Source organism: Petroclostridium sp. X23 (assembly GCF_030013905.1).
Lineage (GTDB): Bacteria > Bacillota > Clostridia > SK-Y3 > SK-Y3 > X23.
In genome coordinates this window covers 5,077,830-5,095,716 of record NZ_CP124862.1, presented here as the reverse complement: position 1 = coordinate 5,095,716, position 17,887 = coordinate 5,077,830, and the positions used below count along the sequence as shown (strand labels likewise).

At 40.5% G+C, this 17,887-nt stretch carries 19 protein-coding genes; 1 reads left to right on the top strand and 18 read right to left on the bottom strand.

The features are described 5' to 3' along the window. Positions 1–119 precede the first annotated feature (119 nt). Both QKW49_RS23845 and QKW49_RS23840 read right to left on the bottom strand, forming a co-directional pair. Positions 120–527 (bottom strand): Nif11-like leader peptide family natural product precursor, encoded by a 408-nt coding sequence (locus tag QKW49_RS23845; RefSeq protein WP_282865126.1) that lies wholly within the window; start codon positions 525–527, stop codon positions 120–122. A gap of 77 nt (positions 528–604) precedes the next feature. Further along, positions 605–997, bottom strand: coding sequence for a Nif11-like leader peptide family natural product precursor (locus tag QKW49_RS23840; RefSeq protein ID WP_282865125.1), 393 nt, complete (start codon positions 995–997; stop codon positions 605–607). A 154-nt stretch (positions 998–1,151) separates the two neighbouring features. Here QKW49_RS23840 and QKW49_RS23835 point away from each other — a divergent pair, with 154 nt between their 5' ends. After that, on the top strand, positions 1,152–2,507 hold the full coding sequence (locus QKW49_RS23835; protein WP_282863409.1) for an IS4 family transposase: 1,356 nt from the start codon (positions 1,152–1,154) through the stop codon (positions 2,505–2,507). 152 nt (positions 2,508–2,659) lie between these two features. Here the strand turns inward: QKW49_RS23835 and QKW49_RS23830 are convergent, their stop codons facing one another. The 16 genes from QKW49_RS23830 to QKW49_RS23755 form a co-directional block, all read right to left on the bottom strand. Continuing rightward, positions 2,660–3,058: a Nif11-like leader peptide family natural product precursor gene (locus QKW49_RS23830; protein WP_282865124.1), complete on the bottom strand. Its 399-nt coding sequence runs from the start codon at positions 3,056–3,058 to the stop codon at positions 2,660–2,662. Between the two features lie 46 nt (positions 3,059–3,104). Further along, positions 3,105–3,503, bottom strand: coding sequence for a Nif11-like leader peptide family RiPP precursor (locus QKW49_RS23825; RefSeq protein ID WP_282865123.1), 399 nt, complete (start codon positions 3,501–3,503; stop codon positions 3,105–3,107). Positions 3,504–3,586: 83 nt separating this feature from the next. Next, positions 3,587–4,711 carry an ABC transporter substrate-binding protein gene (locus QKW49_RS23820; protein ID WP_282865122.1) on the bottom strand — a complete coding sequence of 375 codons (1,125 nt, stop codon included), beginning with the start codon at positions 4,709–4,711 and terminating at the stop codon, positions 3,587–3,589. A gap of 16 nt (positions 4,712–4,727) precedes the next feature. Further along, on the bottom strand, positions 4,728–6,917 hold the full coding sequence (locus QKW49_RS23815) for an NHLP bacteriocin export ABC transporter permease/ATPase subunit (protein WP_282865121.1): 2,190 nt from the start codon (positions 6,915–6,917) through the stop codon (positions 4,728–4,730). Between the two features lie 26 nt (positions 6,918–6,943). Further along, the gene (locus tag QKW49_RS23810; protein WP_282865120.1) at positions 6,944–9,091 is read right to left on the bottom strand and encodes an NHLP family bacteriocin export ABC transporter peptidase/permease/ATPase subunit; all 2,148 of its coding nucleotides are present in this window, start codon (positions 9,089–9,091) and stop codon (positions 6,944–6,946) included. A gap of 32 nt (positions 9,092–9,123) precedes the next feature. After that, on the bottom strand, positions 9,124–10,017 hold the full coding sequence (locus tag QKW49_RS23805; RefSeq protein ID WP_282865119.1) for a biotin/lipoyl-binding protein: 894 nt from the start codon (positions 10,015–10,017) through the stop codon (positions 9,124–9,126). A gap of 391 nt (positions 10,018–10,408) precedes the next feature. After that, positions 10,409–12,424, bottom strand: coding sequence for a proton-conducting transporter membrane subunit (locus QKW49_RS23800; RefSeq protein WP_282865118.1), 2,016 nt, complete (start codon positions 12,422–12,424; stop codon positions 10,409–10,411). 20 nt (positions 12,425–12,444) lie between these two features. Continuing rightward, entirely contained in the window at positions 12,445–13,902 is a 1,458-nt protein-coding gene (locus tag QKW49_RS23795) for a monovalent cation/H+ antiporter subunit D family protein (protein ID WP_282865117.1), read from the bottom strand. A gap of 13 nt (positions 13,903–13,915) precedes the next feature. After that, the gene (locus tag QKW49_RS23790) at positions 13,916–15,388 is read right to left on the bottom strand and encodes a proton-conducting transporter membrane subunit (RefSeq protein WP_282865116.1); all 1,473 of its coding nucleotides are present in this window, start codon (positions 15,386–15,388) and stop codon (positions 13,916–13,918) included. Next, positions 15,336–15,752 (bottom strand): cation:proton antiporter subunit C, encoded by a 417-nt coding sequence (locus tag QKW49_RS23785; protein WP_282865115.1) that lies wholly within the window; start codon positions 15,750–15,752, stop codon positions 15,336–15,338. Before QKW49_RS23785 ends, QKW49_RS23790 begins: the two co-directional genes overlap by 53 nt. Position 15,753: 1 nt before the next feature. Next, positions 15,754–16,173, bottom strand: a complete 420-nt coding sequence (locus QKW49_RS23780) for an MnhB domain-containing protein (RefSeq protein ID WP_282865114.1) — start codon at positions 16,171–16,173, stop codon at positions 15,754–15,756. Between the two features lie 6 nt (positions 16,174–16,179). Next, positions 16,180–16,461, bottom strand: coding sequence for a hydrogen gas-evolving membrane-bound hydrogenase subunit E (gene mbhE / locus QKW49_RS23775; protein WP_282865113.1), 282 nt, complete (start codon positions 16,459–16,461; stop codon positions 16,180–16,182). After that, positions 16,458–16,697 carry a hydrogenase subunit MbhD domain-containing protein gene (locus QKW49_RS23770; protein WP_282865112.1) on the bottom strand — a complete coding sequence of 80 codons (240 nt, stop codon included), beginning with the start codon at positions 16,695–16,697 and terminating at the stop codon, positions 16,458–16,460. Before QKW49_RS23770 ends, mbhE begins: the two co-directional genes overlap by 4 nt. Before the next feature lie 6 nt (positions 16,698–16,703). Next, positions 16,704–17,003, bottom strand: a complete 300-nt coding sequence (gene mnhG, locus QKW49_RS23765; protein ID WP_282865111.1) for a monovalent cation/H(+) antiporter subunit G — start codon at positions 17,001–17,003, stop codon at positions 16,704–16,706. Beyond that, complete coding sequence (locus tag QKW49_RS23760) at positions 17,000–17,272, bottom strand: monovalent cation/H+ antiporter complex subunit F (RefSeq protein WP_282865110.1); 273 nt, start codon at positions 17,270–17,272, stop codon at positions 17,000–17,002. The genes mnhG and QKW49_RS23760 overlap by 4 nt, the downstream gene beginning before the upstream one ends. Positions 17,273–17,276: 4 nt before the next feature. Next, positions 17,277–17,750 carry a Na+/H+ antiporter subunit E gene (locus QKW49_RS23755; RefSeq protein WP_282865109.1) on the bottom strand — a complete coding sequence of 158 codons (474 nt, stop codon included), beginning with the start codon at positions 17,748–17,750 and terminating at the stop codon, positions 17,277–17,279. Positions 17,751–17,887 lie beyond the last annotated feature (137 nt).

Here is a 17,887-nt window from a genome sequence, read left to right as displayed (position 1 = left end):
AACACTTTGAAAAGTAGCTCAAAAAATTTAGCCCTGTATAAAAAACATATTTTATACACGACTTTGATAAAAATACTAAAAACTTATCCATTGTGATGCGTTCCAGTCATACACAACAGTTAGTGCCCCGCACCTTGTAGCGTATATTGCTCTCTCCATGGGGTTTTGCAGTGATCGCAATATCTTACATATATACTGTTACCTTTTCCGTCAGGTCCCTTATATTCTTTACGAAAGTGAGGACATATCGCAATAAGGGTGAGTTCGCACAGGAAAAAATTATACCTGTTCTCGCAAAGGTCAATACCAAAAAGATTCCCTCCTGTTATTCCGTCAAGCTCATCATCTGTCAACTTTACACCTTCCTGCTTCCGGATCTCTTTCAATTCATCAAGATCAAACTCAAAGCCTGCTTCTTTGGCAATCGAGGCAACTTCTTCGTATGTTTTTGCCTGATAGAGTTTTGCTTTTAGCGCTTCATCTTGTTTAAATGTTGATAAAAACATCTGTATGCTTTCATTTGACATACTTTTCTTCCCTCCCATTTCATCAACCGTCTGCCGGCATTTTTATATATTTTTATATATAATATACGTTCAACAGCCTATTCATCTTGCCCATCCCAGAACCCCTTGCAGCAGTACTCATAGCTTCCAATGGGAGTTCTATAAACAGGATGGTACATTGTCTTTTTCTTTACATTCGGACAGTAGCTCAACTTGCACAAAAGCCAGTCATATCTTTCAGGACATTTAGTGATTCCAAATAGTCCTCCCCCCGATATATTATCAAGCTCGTCATCGGTCAGCTCCTTCTTTTCCTTTCTCATATCATTCAAATACTTGCTCCATTCTTCCGCAGTAAACCCAAATCCCGCCTCATTGGCAATTTTGATGAATTCTCTCTCATCCTCCTTTTTTATTGATTTTAGTTTATGCTGCAAATCCGGGTTTGCTTTGATCTCATTTAGGAAAAATACTATTTGCTCTTTTGACATTTCTGTTCCCTCCTTTACTTCTTCCGGTTTTTCTTTATATAAATATCATACGCGTTAAGCTAAGCCATGTTATGGTAAACCAATAATTGCATTTGCAAAAAAGAAAAAAACATGAGAACCTCAAAGTAATAGAGAAATGAAAGGTGAGGTTCCCATGTTTCAAGTTCCCATATCACTAATTATAAGCTTTATTTGCTTTTTAGGAAAGACAAAAATACTGGAAATTTCTAAGGACACAGGGTTTACGGTGCGCCGCTCTAAGCTGCTGCCAGATACTATAGTAAAAGTATTTACATTCGGCTTATGGGACACCCCTAATCCATCCTTACGTCAAACTGCTTCTAAATGCGAAAATATTCAACGCGGACTTAGTATAACACGCGAAGGACTTTTTCAACGTTTGGCTACAAGTGCTTTATTGCTAAAACAAGTATTCCAGTCAGCAGTTGAGTATTCTGCCAAGAGAGCAATAACTGTCCAGAATCTCGATGTGCTCCAAGCTTTTACTGATGTAAAAATATGTGATAGCTCTAAAGTTACTCTTCCGGACAAATTAGCAGATGTCTGGAAAGGTCTTGGTGGCAATAATGCAAAAGCTGCTCTAAAAATCCAGACTATATATAGCCTTAAGTCCAGAACTATCACAAATATGGAGTTGACAAAGGCGCCTGGTCCAGATGCCGGCTATAAAGATGAACTTCTAAAACACATTCATCATGGTGAGCTGTTAATTACTGACTTAGGATATTACAGTAAAGATTTGTTTAGGAAAATAATATCCAAAGGTGCATATTTTCTTAGCCGAATTAAATCAAATACTGTTTTTCAAATACAAAATTCTGACACTAAATCTTTTAAAGCCTTAGACCTTTTAAGTGTTTTAAAAAACAGCTCCAGTGTTGATATAGATGTATACTTTGGCACCAAGTATTCTAAATTACTACAATGTCGGCTGATTGGTGTACGTTTACCTGATGAAGTCGCTAATGAACGTAGGCGCAAAGCAAATAAAAAAGCAAAGTCACAAGGCAAAACACTGAGTGACTATGACTTAGAGTTATTAGGATGGAACCTTCTAATTACTAACGCCCCAGCACATATGCTTACTCCAAAGGCAGCCTGTGAATTGTACAGAGCTAGATGGCAGATAGAGCTTTTATTTAAGGCTTGCAAAAGCTATCTAAACCTTGGCAAAGTAGGCAACTGTGGTAAAGAGCAATTAGAGTGTCTTCTATATGGAAGGTTAATTGCCATTATACTAATTTTCACAGTCTACTCAGCACTGTATGCCCTCATGTACCAACAAAAAAACAGATGCATTAGTATGATGTCGTTTATCAAACTAATTGCGACAAAGGTGGAAAAAATATTTTCAAGCCTTTATGCAACCACTGAAGCAATATCGGAACTGCGACTGATTCTTAAAAGAGCGGCCGAACAAAGCTTACATGATAAACGTAATCGCAAAACCACGGTTGAGCGATTGCAGGAACACTATTTGCTCAATTAAATTGGTAAAAAATAGCTTAACTTAACGCGTATGATATAAATATATACGAACTGCCATCAAAAGTGGCTCAAAAGAAGAGCCATGTACAAAAAAATGAATTTCATACACGGCTCTTTTATGTGCGGTATTTTATTTTTATTCTAATAGAGCAGCTAGCGGTGATGCCTACTCTTACTTACTGTGTACTTCTGTTCCCATGGCGGGTTGCAGTGATTGCAATAGCGTTTGTATGTTTTCGAAAAAAGATCAGATGTTATCAAATCCACTTGGTAGTGCGGACAGAAAGATAATTGGCAGAATATCAACGAGTAGGCATTCTGACAAAGATCCCCAAATATGTTTCCTCCCGATACCCCGTCTAGTTCATCATCAGTCAGTTCCACGCCTTCCTGCTCTCGAAGCGCTTTCAACTCATCAAAGTCAAGCTCAAAACCCGCTTCTTTTATAACTCCCATAACCTCATCTTCTGTCTTCACTTTATGAAGCTTTTCTTTTAGTGCATCATCTTGTTTCAAGACAGATAAAAACATTTGTAGACTTTCCTTCGACATAGATTCTCCTCCATTCTGCCGACGTTTTTAATCCCAGTATATGGAATTAATGAGCCAGAGGACTTTTGGTATATGTTTCTTTCCATGGTGGATTAGAGTTATCGCAATAGCGTTTATATGTTCTATTGCCATGTATATCCCTATCTATCAGCTCCTTGCGGAAGTGTGAACAGAAAGATAGCTCGCATAATATATAGGAATATGTATTCTGACAAAGATCAATACCAAAAAGGCCCCCTCCAGATACGTCGTCCAGTTCGTCATCTGTCAGTTTTACGCCTTCCCGCTTCCAAATTTCTTTTAATTCATCAAACATCAAATCAAAACCCGCTTCTTTTATAACTCCCATAACCTCATCTTCTGTCTTCACTTTATTAAGCTTTGCTTTTAACGCTTCATCTTGTTTAAAGACAGACAAAAACATCTTTACACTTTCCTTTGACATTTGTTTTCTACCTCCGTTTCTCAACGATCTATCGACATTTATATATACGCATATTAACGAAAGGTAGCCCAATATGATACGTTTTATTTTTCTTTAAACTTCCCATCGCGGCAGATCAGCATGGGCAGCCGGGATATATCCACTTTTAACGCGCCGCCTTTCTCAAAGGCAATATGCCGTCCCACACCGCTATATCCTTTTTCATCATGCAGTGCCGCTGCAATTTCCATCGGATCGTTTGTGTTAAGCCGTACTGCCGTATCTACCAGCATCCGCATCATATCATACCCCTGCACTGCCCATACATCCGGCATACTTCCGTATTGCGTCCTGTATCGAGATTTGAATTGGTCAAGCTTTTCACTTTCTTCCAATACCAGTGTAGAAGGGACGACTAAACCTTCCGCAAGATCTTTCTTTTCATTCAAAATGCTCGCTGAATTAAGAATCGCTTCTCCTATGATAGGTATATTTTTATTCTTTTCTCTGATCATCTGCACAATTTCATAAGAACGTTCCAAACCATACTGCGCAATCACAATACAATCAGCCGAAAGTGCTTCCCAGCGGCTGTAATATCTATCGAAATCGTTTTGTGATGCAATAACCGGCACATAATCAATCACTTTGGCACCTCTTCCCTGGAGCGCAAGCTCCAAGGCAGAAACCAACGTATCCTGTGCTTCTGTTCCATTCACATAGACCGCAATGCGTTTATAGCCTTTTGCAACAACATAGTCTGCCATTACCTTTCCAACATCGGTAGACGAAGGAAATGGACAAAATATATAGGGATTATCTTGTTCCATTAAAGCATCATAGGCGCCATAAGGTAAAATAACCAGCTTTCCGCTGTCGGTCAGCATATCCGCCGTTGTGTTTGAGACATCAAAATTCTGAAGATTAAAAACTGCGGTAACCGCTTTATCTCGGGATAGTTTATCTGCTAATTCGACACCCGCTTCATAAATATCCTGGTCATCCTCCACGCCTGTTCTTACAATAAAACCTTTTTCACCATATTCATTATTCAAATCCTCTACTGCCAGTGTCACACCATTTAGAAATGCAGCATCTTCATGAATCCACTGGGCATCCCCCAAGATTGGAACATAGATTTCTTTCATCTGCGCCGATTCCGCACCGCTACACCCGTATAAAAACATAAACAATACCGCATAAATGCTCAAAAATAATCTTTGTTTCACATACTTCACCCCCATACTATGCTATCTGTCTGCTTGCAAACTCAAAGAAAAGCCCTCTTTTTTCCATGAGTTCTTCAAAACGTCCTTCTTCAACAATCTCTCCTTTATCCAGTACAATAATCCTGTCACAGTTTTTTATGGTAGATAGTCTATGAGCAATGACAAGACGTGTACAATTCAAGTTTGCGATTGAATCAGCAACATGCTTTTGCGTAATATTATCCAGTGCGCTGGTTGCTTCATCAAAATATAGAATCTTAGGCTTGGATATGATTGCTCTTGCAATCAGCATCCGCTGCCGCTGTCCTCCCGATATGCCGCCGCTTCCCTCGGAAATCATGGTATGCATCCCCATCGGCATCGCTTTGATATCCTCTTCAACGCCTGCCATACGTGCGGCTTCCCACGCATCATTCAGAGTTTTCCAAGGAGCCGTGATGATGATGTTGGAATAGATATCCCCTGAAAATAGTTTTCCATTTTGTAAAGCCACACCGATACATTGACGTACCGAGCGTACGTCCAAGCCTTCCAGGTCTTCTCCGTCGTAATAGACCGCCCCCGATTCGGGTTTTTCAAAACCCAGCAGCAGCCTCATCAGCGTGGATTTCCCGCAGCCTGTTCTACCCACTACCGCCACATATTCACCGGGCTTTATCTTAAGACTGACATTATTTAAAACCGTCGGCCCCTCTTTGGTATACCGGAAAGTGAGATTGCTCACCTCAATATCGCCCGAAAGGGAAGTCACCATCTTTTTACTTTCATCTACCTCTGGAACTTCTTCCAGGATCGGTTTTACCATTTCAAGCAATGGCTTTATATTTGCCGCAGTCATCGCCACACCGGAAAGAGACATAATGGCGCCGCTTACCGAACCGTATGCCGTATTGAATGCGATATAATCGGATATTGCAATTTTGTTTACCGCTGCAAAATAATATAGAATCAGGCTGCCTCCTAATGAAAGAGCGCCTGATAATGCCGAATTTATACGCAGAATAAACGGTGGAGAATAGGTCAGCCGACCGCTCTCTTTGTAAGATGCTGCCCATTTTGCAAAAGCTCTCTTTTCCGCTCCGGCCAGTTTAATTTTCTGAATACCGCCAAAAAGTCCGAATATCAGACCGCTCAGCTTGGCTGAAAGCTTCATTTGTTTCCTTGATATGCTGAGTTGAAGAAACGTCATTGTGATTGAAAATATAAGCATCGCAAAAACAATCATTAAACCTGGAGCAACAAGATCGCTTGCATAATTGTACATCTGAAAGATATATACGAAGGAAAACAGTGCCGATAAGCCGGAAGTAAGCAACGTATCCGAAAGCATGGTACAAAGCTGGTTGATGCTCATGACCCGGCTGGATAGCTCCCCTGCCGAATAGTCCTTAAAAAAAGTGGCCGGTAGTGAAAAAACACGCATCATGGCCGCACTTTGAACAGACATGTTGATCTTATTCCGAAAACGGGTTAATATAATACTTCTGGTAACTCCAAATAGCGCAGAACCGATAGCAGCCCCTACCAGAAGCCCTCCTATCGGCAAAATATCATTCTTGGTACCGGAAGGAATGACATTGTCGTAAATCTGCTTGTTAATAAAAGGCGTAAACATGCCCAAAAGGCTTACCAATAAACTTGCACCTAGTACAAGGATAATATCATTTATAGTGATACATCGGAATATATAAAGACCCAAATCTAATAATGACAATTTTTTTTGCGGCAAGGGACGATAAAAACAAAAAGCATCTACATTTATGCCTTTGGCTGTTTGTTCATTCACCCTGATTCTTTTGCCGGTCTGAGAGTCTATATATTCATACCCTCTTAAATGTGAAGGTAGTACGGCAATAACATTTCCATCATTCAGGCTTGCCAACATAGGCCCCAGCGCATCTTCCCACCAACGGCCTTTTAGTTCTACACGCCTCCTCATCACCCCCGACGGACGCATCATGTATTCTAACTGCTCGTTTAAACCATCAGCCTCCATCGGCACGTTAGGACATTTCAAACCTAGTGAAGTAAAAATGCTTTCAATCGCACCGTGAACCGCTTCCTTTTGGGCAGATGTTCCCCTATGCTCACCTTCACCAAGAATGGTTATCAAATCTTCATATGCATTCTTCATTGCGCGGCGATCATTGTCCATCCGCTGTTTTAATTGGCTTTCAAACGCTTGATTCGTATAAGTATCCGGCATGTCCATTCTCCATTCCATTTGCTAGATTATTCGGTAGCAATCAACTTTGCATATGTGCCATCTTCTGCATACAACTGCTCATGAGTCCCCCGTTCTACCACTTTCCCCTTATCAAGTACAATAATTTCATCACAATCCCGTATGGTAGAAAGCCGATGAGCTATGATAATACATGTAATCCCTCTTGCCTTGATGGCCTCCATGACTGCCAACTCTGTTTTTACATCCAGCGCACTGGTTGCCTCGTCAAGTATGATCACCGACGGTTCCTGCGCCAATGCTCTCGCAATCTCAAAACGCTGGCGCTGTCCTCCGGAGAAATTTTTTCCCCCTTCTTGAATAACATGGGCATACCCTCCCTCTCTTTGCATGATCTCTTGATGAATTTGAGCATCCTTTGCAGCGGAAACAACTGTTGTTTCCTGAATTGATTGATCCCACATGGTAATATTATCCGAAATACTATCTTCAAAAAGAACGATATCCTGATCTACAACAGCTAACGATGCAGTAAAAAGACCTCGGTCTATTTCATCTTTTTTCTTGCCATCAAAATAAATTTCACCCGACCACGGGCTATACAATCCCGATAAAAGCTTTGCAACAGTGGATTTCCCACTGCCACTGCCTCCTACCAAAGCTAACCGTCCCCCTTTTTTGATATGAACACTGAAGTTTTCTATCAACGGCTCCGCCAGCCTATTATAACCGAAAGTAATATTGTTGATCTCTATCTCACCGCTCATCTTCCCATATGCAGTATTGTGGTCCGACACCTTTGTCTCCTCTTTCACATCCGGTTTATAGTTCATAACATCTTCCACTCGCTCCATGGAAGAACGCATAGTAATAAAGGCTTGTCCTACTCCGACAAGCTCATTGACCGGTGAAAGGAATGAAGATAAAAATCCTTGAAAAGCCATCAGCATACCAATGGTAAATTCCCCATCCAATATCAAATAAACACCCATCATCAAAACGACAATATTGGCAAGTTGCTGTAAGAACGAGGGAATCATACCATAAAACTGATTGAACCGGGCGATCTCTACCTGCGAATTGTTTTGCTTGGCATGATATCCTGCCCACCGTTCAAAAAAACCGTTTTCAGCCCCGGAGGCCTTGATAGTTTCTATCATCTCAATCCCTGACATGGTAATACCCGAAAGTTTACCGCCATCCCGCTGCATTACCCGGCTCATATTGACCTGCTTTTGGGATACGTACCTCATCACAAACATATTGACAAAAGCTGCCGCGATACCGACAACGGCCAGCATAACATTATATTTCAGCATAATTATTAAGTACAGAAATAATAAGCAGATATTCATGAATATCGGCGCCAACTGTTTAATAAGCGTGGATGCGATTTGTTCATTAGAACCCTGCCTTGCCGCAATATCTCCCGCAAACCGTTGCGAAAAAAAATCAACCGGCAGCCGCAGGACGTGCCACATGAATTCGGCATTCGCTGTGATTGCAAACCGCCCTTCTATTTTAAGCCAGTATACTGATTCAATAACAGCCACAATGAATTGGAATAGTAACGTAGCACCCATCGCAAAAACAAAGGATGAAAACCATTCAGGATTTTTTCCGGAAAGGATATTATCTATAAATACACGTGAAAACAACGGTGTGATCATACCTACCAATGCGGTCAGTATGCCTGTTAAAACAATAAAAACAAATGGCACAAGCGTGCCTTTCAATCGTTTTTTCGCAAATGCCCACACACTGGGCGGCTTCCCTTCCGCTGCAAAATCTTCTCCTTTTTCAAAACGCAGCACAATCCCGGTAAAAGCCCGGTCAAACTCTTCCATATCCACTTCGACGGTTCCTCTTGCGGGATCGTTAAGAACGGCTTTATTTCCTTTAAACCCATTCAGCACTACAAAATGATTAAAGTTCCAATGAAGGATTGCCGGAAGCAAAATATCATGAAGGGCTGACGGTTCCATACGATAACCCGCGGCTTTAAGACCATAAGCCCTTGCTGCTTTGAGCAGATTCTTGGCGCTGCTGCCATCCCGAGATACACCGCAGTCGGTGCGCACCTGCTCCAGCGGCAGCCATTTTCCATAATATGCAAGCACCATGCATAACGATGCCGCCCCGCATTCCAAGGCTTCCATCTGCATGATGACAGGTACTTTTGCAACTTTTGACATTGTTTTTACCCCCATTCCTCTGCAATTACATTCTATTGAAAGACCAACTCATAGGGGCGCCGTTCATTGACTACAATGAGCAGATTGCAGTTTGTTCCAATAGAAAGCGGTATGCTTTCTCCTTTTTTGTTTGACCATTTGATCTTGTTATCAGCATCCGGGTCAATCACAAGTGTAATCTTTACTTCCACGCAATTCCCTGGCGGTAAAAGTCCTTCCGCATATTGTGTACTGCCAATGGCTGACAGCACATCGGCTTGTGTCACGGGATACTTTCCTATGCTCGTGATGTGTCCGTACATAAAGCCATACTCCTCCCGTGGCGCAAAGTCAGGAGATACCTGCACCCCCATCCCTGTACTCAGTTTTTTGGCTTCGGATGTAGGGATATAACAGATTACTTGTTTGTCGTCAGCATACTTTTCCTGCTTTACAATTTTGGCAACGGCATCACTTGAGGATACCATTTCATTCTCTCTTCTCGCCTCCAACACAATGCCTGAAACAGGAGAAACAATAATGGAATGACTTTCATAACTGGAAATAAGAGATTTCACATTCTTTTGATCTGCATTTTGGTCATGCTTTAGTTCCTGAATCTGCTGTAAGATCTCTTCCTGCGGTATAATAGCAATGATTTGTCCTGCTTGGACAAAGTCTCCTACTTTAACACGTATATCGGTAATTCGTCCACCACTCAAAGGGTTCACCGCAATGACGCCGTTTTGAGGGAAGATCATCCCTTTTGCCGAAACCGTATCGGAAACAGTACCAAGAAACGACCAAAAGCCGACAGCAGCCATCAATGCAAGCAAGCCTGCCAGAGTACACCATATGCCGGGATTTGTTATCTTGATATATTCATTCAATTGTTCAGGCGAAGATATTCTTTCAAGTGAGCTTTTACGAAATAGATCATTTTCCATTATCTATTACCCCCATCTAACATGATGCTTACTGCATAAATAGTCATAAAGCGTTTACATCAACAATTACTACTGATAGTACTATTATAATTATTGAGAAGATTTTGTACAACTTTAAGATCATTTGAGTATGACCTCGATTTTTCCGTTTATCCTCCAATTCCTCCCACATTCTATCACTCCCTATTTCTATGGTATAATTTTCAGTATTTGTATGTGTAAGAGTGTATGCTCCTACAAAAACTCGCATAATTTGTTATCTTGCAAATGATATACGTACCATGCCTATTTTATATACGCACTACATTTAAATGTAGCTCAAAATTCTACAAAAAAAATAAAAAAGGTGTGATAAAGTACCAAATCACACCTCACTAAGCATATCGGGTATTTAAGTAAACAATACCAATAGCACCATTACTAAAATTGTAGCGAATATATATATGGAGTACGTTATGCTGTTCAAGCTGCTGCGCAGTCTACTCAAGGCAGCAGCAACATTATACATTTCCAAATTTACATCCTCACGCAGCCTGTCAAAAGAATAGGTGCTGCTTTTCTCCGTGCCAAACAACCCATTCATCTGCATACGTATCTTCTGCCGGATATGATAAATATATTTCATTTCCATTTTCATCACTAGCTTGATGGACTTCATAATACCCCGAACCATATTTATCATACTTTGATCGATTATATGAAGAATAGCGGAGCTAAATCCAAATATATGTTTTATAATGGGAATATACATATTCCTCTCAATATTAAACCATTGAAGAGAAGGGTTGATATACAGGATTTCTCCGTCAACCTGCTTTCTCAAATATTTTCTGACCATCAAAACATATATCAGAAATCCTATCGCCACACTGGAGAAAACGGCTTTGATATTATGCCATGTATAAAACTTTATGCTTATACTCTCGTGAACGCCAAAGGTCTCTAATGATCCATTGATTACATGTATTAAAGCGCCCGGCCGAATACCCATATAAATGATTACACCGCTTAGTATGACCAAAGGAACTTTTACCCTTTTGTAAATATGGTTTCTATACTGTCCCCAATACCTTTGATTTTTCTCCATGAATACCGCAACAAAAATCTTTAGCAAATACGCTGTCGTTAATCCGCTGCTTATGGTAAATATCACTTCTGCAGCCTGAAACCATCCGTTATGATAGATGTGCCGGGCTTCCAATAATGCTTCATGTAAAAGTGTTTTGCTCGCAAAACCGTTAAATCCCGGCATCCCGGCTACTGCAAAAATACCGATTAAAAATAATGCCTTCAATACGGGTTTATGCTTGCCAAAACCCCTTATTTCATTAATACTCAAGTCATGCAGCACCATATAGATAATCCCTGCTCCCAGAAACAGCAAGCCCTTATATATGGCATGATTGACAATATGATACATGGTACCGTAAGCCGCAATCGCTTTATGCTCTCCTAAGAAACCCATAAGGCCTATCCCCATTAAGATATATCCTACCTGGCTCATGCTGCTGTATGCGAGAATTCTTTTGATATTTCTTTGAAATATCGCTAAAACACCTCCTAGAAGCATGTTGATAAGTCCCAGTATAAATATTGCTGTTGAAAGGATCCTATCATCTTTCATAATGATTCCTACAACTATAAGGATTCCGAATACACCCGTCTTCAATAATATTGCCGATAAGACGGCACTGGCCGGTGCGGGAGCTGCGGGATGAGCTTTAGGAAGCCATACATGCAGCGGGACCATACTTGCCTTTACTCCAAAACCGATAATAATTAATGTACTGATGATATATTTCATTGAACCGATTTGATCCATTCGCAGCGTAAGTTCACCGATCATCAGCGTACCTGTATAATCGTAAAGCAGGAATAACCCCATTAACAGCACCAGTCCGCCTGCAATCGCCATACCGATATATGACCTGCCCGCCTCATGCGCATATTGATCCTCGTCGTGAATGACAAGAATATATGAGGTAAGGGACATGATTTCAAAGAACGTAAAAAGATTTAACAAATGCTCCGACAAAAAAATCCCAATGGTACTGCTGAGTGTAAGCATAAAAAACGCATAGTATCTATTTCTGTTCTTATATTTAATCAAATACTTTGTAGAATAAATGGTAGCCAGCAGCCAAAGAAATGCGGTAATCCATATGAAAATGTACCTAAACACATCCAGTTTGAGATACAATCCCGTACCCATAATATCCGGAATAAATACCTTAATGGTTTGATTGCTTACCGGTTGGTACAACGCGGTAACCACTGCAAAAAGTATAACATTGACGATAATATTAAATATATTCCTATGATACTCACTTTTTCGCCCGATCATAAAACTAATGATCGAACCTACTGCCGGAAGCAGCAGAATACCTAACACATACGCTTCATACAACAAGGATGATCACCTTCCTTTCAAATTACTGCCCGCACCATCTTTTCTACATAGTTTAAGATAAAGTTCGGAAAAACGCCCAAAATCACTACAATCGCTGTTAACATCACAATAGGAATGAGCATCTTAAGCGGTGGTTCTGTTTTCTGTTGATATTCCGCACTTTCTTCGCCCGGAAAAAACGCAGTAATAATAATAGGCAGCAAATAGGCTGCGGTAAGAAATGCGCTTACCAGCAGTATGACTACAAATAGTATCTTATTCGCATTCAGACCTCCAAGGGCCAAATACCACTTACTGACCGACCCATTGGTGGGAGGGATCCCTACCAATGAAATAGCGGCAATACTAAAGCACCACATGGTAATAGGCATTTTTTTGCCTATCCCCTTAATATCACTAATATTCTTTTTGCCTGTTGTAAAACAGATGGCTCCTACACAGAAGAAGAGCGTGATTTTTATAACTGCATGATTTAACAGATGCAGCATTGCCCCCATTAACGCATTCTCATTGAGCAAAACAACACCCAATAAGATATACCCCAACTGACTGATTGTAGAATACGCCAGGCGCTTTTTCAGGTTTCCCTGATTCAGTGCGAGAAGCGACCCTAGAAGGATCGTAATCACGATCAAAATACTTAAATAAATATGATCATGTGTGGCTCTTATCATTTCAGCTCCAAAAACGAAATAGGTCACGCGTATGATGGCAAAAATACCTGATTTGACTACCGCCACCGCATGCAGCAGCGAACTCACCGGCGTAGGCGCCACCATCGCGCCCGGCAGCCATGCGTGAAAGGGTACGACCGCCGCTTTTACACCAAAACCCAGAAACATCAACACATATATCACGGAGATCCACTGCGGTCTTTGTAAGGCTGCCGCACTTAACACCCCTTGAGCTGCGAAATCCATATTGCTATTGATATTGAACAGTAAAATCATGCCAAGCAGTACCAGCGTAGCCCCTCCAAAAGAATAGATAAGATACTTCTTTCCGCTGTCCAGTGCTTCTTTTGTGCCGGAATGAATCACCAAAGGAAAAGTCGCCAGCGTCAAAAGCTCATAGAAAATATATAATGTGAATAAATTCCCGGAAAAAGCAATGCCCATCGTGATTCCAAGTGTAAAAACAAAAAATATGAAGAATATCTTTTCCCTTCCTTCATGCTTCATATATTCAATGGCGTAGTATGTTGTAAATATCCATAGTGTCCCTGCCAGCAACGAAAAAAAGATGCTCAGTTCATCAATCTTAAAATATATATCTAAAAACCGGTTGATGGTCCAGAGATGAAATGAGCCGGATTTCTCTACGTTCAAAATATATATCAAAGCGATAAAATTAATGATCACCACAGATATTGCAAAGATATTTCTCCACTTTGCTTTTTCAAGTTTAAAAAATGCTGCTATGATTGCTGCTATAACCGGAAATAGTACCGGAAATAGTACAAATGCATTGCTCAATCCTTTTCCCTCCTCATATTAAACCCAAATCGATCATGTTTATAATGCTCTTTGCTGCAGTGCCTACATAAAGCATTGCCGCGATCAAAAGAAATATAGGAATCAATTGTCTGTACGGTTTGTGTTTTGCATTAAATACTTTATCTCCCAAGTTTTCTTCACCGAAAAATGCGTTAATAACAATAGGAAAGTAGTATACCGCGTTTAATAAACTGCTTAATAATATCACACCCACCAAGATGGGTTTTTGCCCCTCTATGGCTGCCAGGGCAAGGTACCATTTACTGATAAAACCCGGTAGCAGCGGAAGACCGACCATGGACAAAGCACCAACGGTAAATATCCCCAGTGTTACAGGCATTTCTTTTCCGATTCCCTTCAAATCCTCCAGCTTCCTATAACCTGTTTGTTCAATGATCGCACCCACTGATAAGAATAATGTGGATTTCGTCACCGCATGGGCAATAATATGAAAGACAGCCATCATTAACCCTTGCTTGTTCCCCAGGCCGATTCCTAAAAAGATATATCCCATTTGCGCTACACTGGAATACGCGATGACCCGTTTGATATCTTTTTGAATAATAGCCAGCACAGATCCCATAATCATTCCGGCACTGCCTAATATCAGTATCAGGTGTAAAATGGGGAATTCGCTTACAACTTCCAATCCGAATACTCTATAAAATATTTTAATCAGCAGAAGTACAAATGCCTTTAACACAAGCGCCGATAAAATAGCACTGGATGTGGACGGTGCACTGGAGTGCGCATCCGGCAGCCAGGTATGCAGCGGAAACATCGCACTTTTCACCCCTAATCCTACCGTAAACAATCCCAATGTAATTAAAACGGTTTGTCGATACGCCGTATACACGTTCACTATTTCTTTATGTGCAAAGGTCATATTCAAATTACCGGTGATGGAATACAGGAAAGCAATACCCATCAGCACAAGACCGGAACCTAACGTACTCAATACCAGATATTTTAATGTCGCTTTAATATTCTCTTTTTTATCCTTCACTACCACAATCCCGCATGATGCCAGCGTACTTAACTCCATGAATACAAAACAATTGAATAAATCATTTGAAAAGATGATGCCAAGCAGCGACCCCACCAAAATATTGATGAGCAGATAATAAAAAGCAACTTTGCTATGTTTAATATCTTTTTCAATGGTGTAAACCGAATACCCCATCACCAACAACGATACCATTGTAAACAACAGTGCCATGATCACTTCAATCATACCAATTCGAAATTCAATTCCCCATGGTGCCTCCCAATGACCTATTTGATAGATAAAATGTCCGTTCTCTTTCACATAACCCAAGGTAAATACCGCTAATATGACAGATACACCCATGGATGCCAAACTTAATCCTTTAACCATTCTCGCCTTTTTAATCAATGGCATAAAAAGCGCGCTAAGCAGAAGTATCAGAATAATCACTAACGGGAAACTTCGAATATCCACCATGTTCATCCTCCTTCATTCTCATGATTTCATCCAACTCTATCGTGCCATATTTTTTATAAAGTTTGACCGTCAACGCGAGGGCAAAAGCCGTGACACTGACCGCCACCACAATACCCGTCAGCATTAGTGCCGTAGGAATGGGATTGATATACGCCTCTGCTCCCTTATGTGTTCCTCTAATAATAGGTGCCTCCCTTCCCTCTATATAACCTTGGGTAATAAAAAACAGGAATACCGCCGTATCCATGATATTCATGCCTATTATTTTTTTAATTAAGTTACTATGAAGCAGAAGCGTTACAAAACCTACCCCAAATAAAACGATTGCCCCCACTTCAAAATATTTCGTTGTCAACATTTCCATCTTACACTTCTCCCTCATAGAATAATGCGAAAAACAAATACATGGTCATTGAAACAACAATTCCTACAGCAATATTTAACGGCAGCAAATATCCCGCGCTTAGGATATGCCCGGGAGTTCCCAATGGTACCTGAAATACTTCAATGTGACTCCCTCCCGTAATAAAGCTGTATCCTTTCAATACGCCATAAAAGATCAATGAAATACACATATACTTCATTAACTTTCCGTACGATATTTTCTGCTGAGCCTTATTCTTTCCGTATACAATCCGATACACGATCAGACTTGCTCCAAAGATGGTTCCTCCGGCAAAGCCTCCTCCCGGTGAAAGATGTCCATGAAATATTACGTAGAGGGCAAATACCTGAATGAAGGGGATAACAACTTTACCGACTTCCTTTAGAATGATATTTCTCATTGTCTTTCACATCCGTTCATCTTCTTTTTTTAGAACCGTTAACACCACCACAGCAGCGGTAAACAGCACGATGGACTCTCCAAAGGTATCAAAAGCCCTGTAATCCAATATGATTCCGGTCACAATATTTAAAGCCCCTGTTTCTTCCACACCCTTTTGAACATATCTCTGTGCTACATAATTATTCGCAGGATGATCCGGTTTGCCGAAGGCAGGAAGATCATATACCCCTATAAGCAGAACCCCTATTAAAATGCCCGTTAATAAAACAGCTAATATTTTCTTCATTTTCCAATCCCTCTAATTGTTTTTAAAGTAAATACAAACAATAATGTGGTAATGCCTGCACCTACCGCCGCTTCAGTAATGGCTAAATCCGGTGCATTAAGCTGCTGCCACAAAACCGCCATCACAAGACTGTAGACCATAAAAACGATTATCGCCCCCAGCAGGCTTCGTATAGCTGATACCGCAATAGCGGCACCGATTAAAAACACCATCATCATTACACTAAACATTTCCATAATGACTCACTCCGTTATATTTTTTCTGTTCTCTTTTTTAAGGAATACCGCTTTTGCAATCAAATGCGTGGCCGTGGGATTTGTGGTCCATAAAAAGATCAATACCAACAGCAGCTTTAAGCTTGGGTAATTCCAGCCGCTATATATCATCAGTGCAATTAAGCTTAGAACCGCCCCAAGAGTATCACACTTTGCCGCACTATGGGCTCTGGTAAATAAGTCAGGAAACCTTAAAAGTCCTACAGTACCTACACTAAAGAAAAACAAACCACCTAATAGAAAAATACTCATTAACGCTGCCTTCATTCTTCGCTCCCCCTCGACTTTTCAATGAACTCGGATATCGCAATGGAAGCAATAAAACTGATGAGTGCATAAACCAATACAACATCGATAAAATACGTTTCATTTAATATGAATGAAACAAAAGAAATCAACACAATCACCTTTGTCCCGATTACATTGATGGCTAGCAATCTGTCTCCCGCACTCGGCCCTTTTATAGCTCTCACCACACATAAAATGATGGTAAGCGATAAAAATACAATTGCAAAGATCAATAATCGTTTTTCCATAACTCTACTCCTCTATTTTTAAAAGTATTTTCTCGAATTTTGAATTCAAAACATCTTGCGCATAATCTTTTTGAAGACAATGGACCGTTAAAAGATCTTGTTCCATTAAGACCGTCAGTGTTCCCGGAGTAAGCGTAATAGAGTTTGCAAGTATTGTCTTAGTCAGCTCCGACTTAAGTTTTGTTTGAAACTGTATCACATCCGGGGTAATACTGATGTTACGACTTAATACAACCTGAGCAACCTGGACATTTGCGGTAATAATTTCTCTAGACAACACGAATAAATATACAAACATATATTGCATACCCCTCAGTGTGAAAAATTTCTTTGGGATTTCTATTGGGTTTTCTCCATTGAAAAAGTACGTCCACAGACAGATTCCTGCACCAATACATACGGCCTCTAAAGTTATTTTTTCTGCTAATACCAGCCAAAAGCTCATCAGAAATATCATGCTTATCATAAACCTCTTCATCACTTATTCACCTGCTTTCACTTATATATAGAGCAATAACCATGCCAAGATGTCTTTTATCCATCTACCTCTGAATATGCTGATATTACTGGGTTACAGATATCACTATCCGGGTACAAAAAAAAAGGATTGAGTAA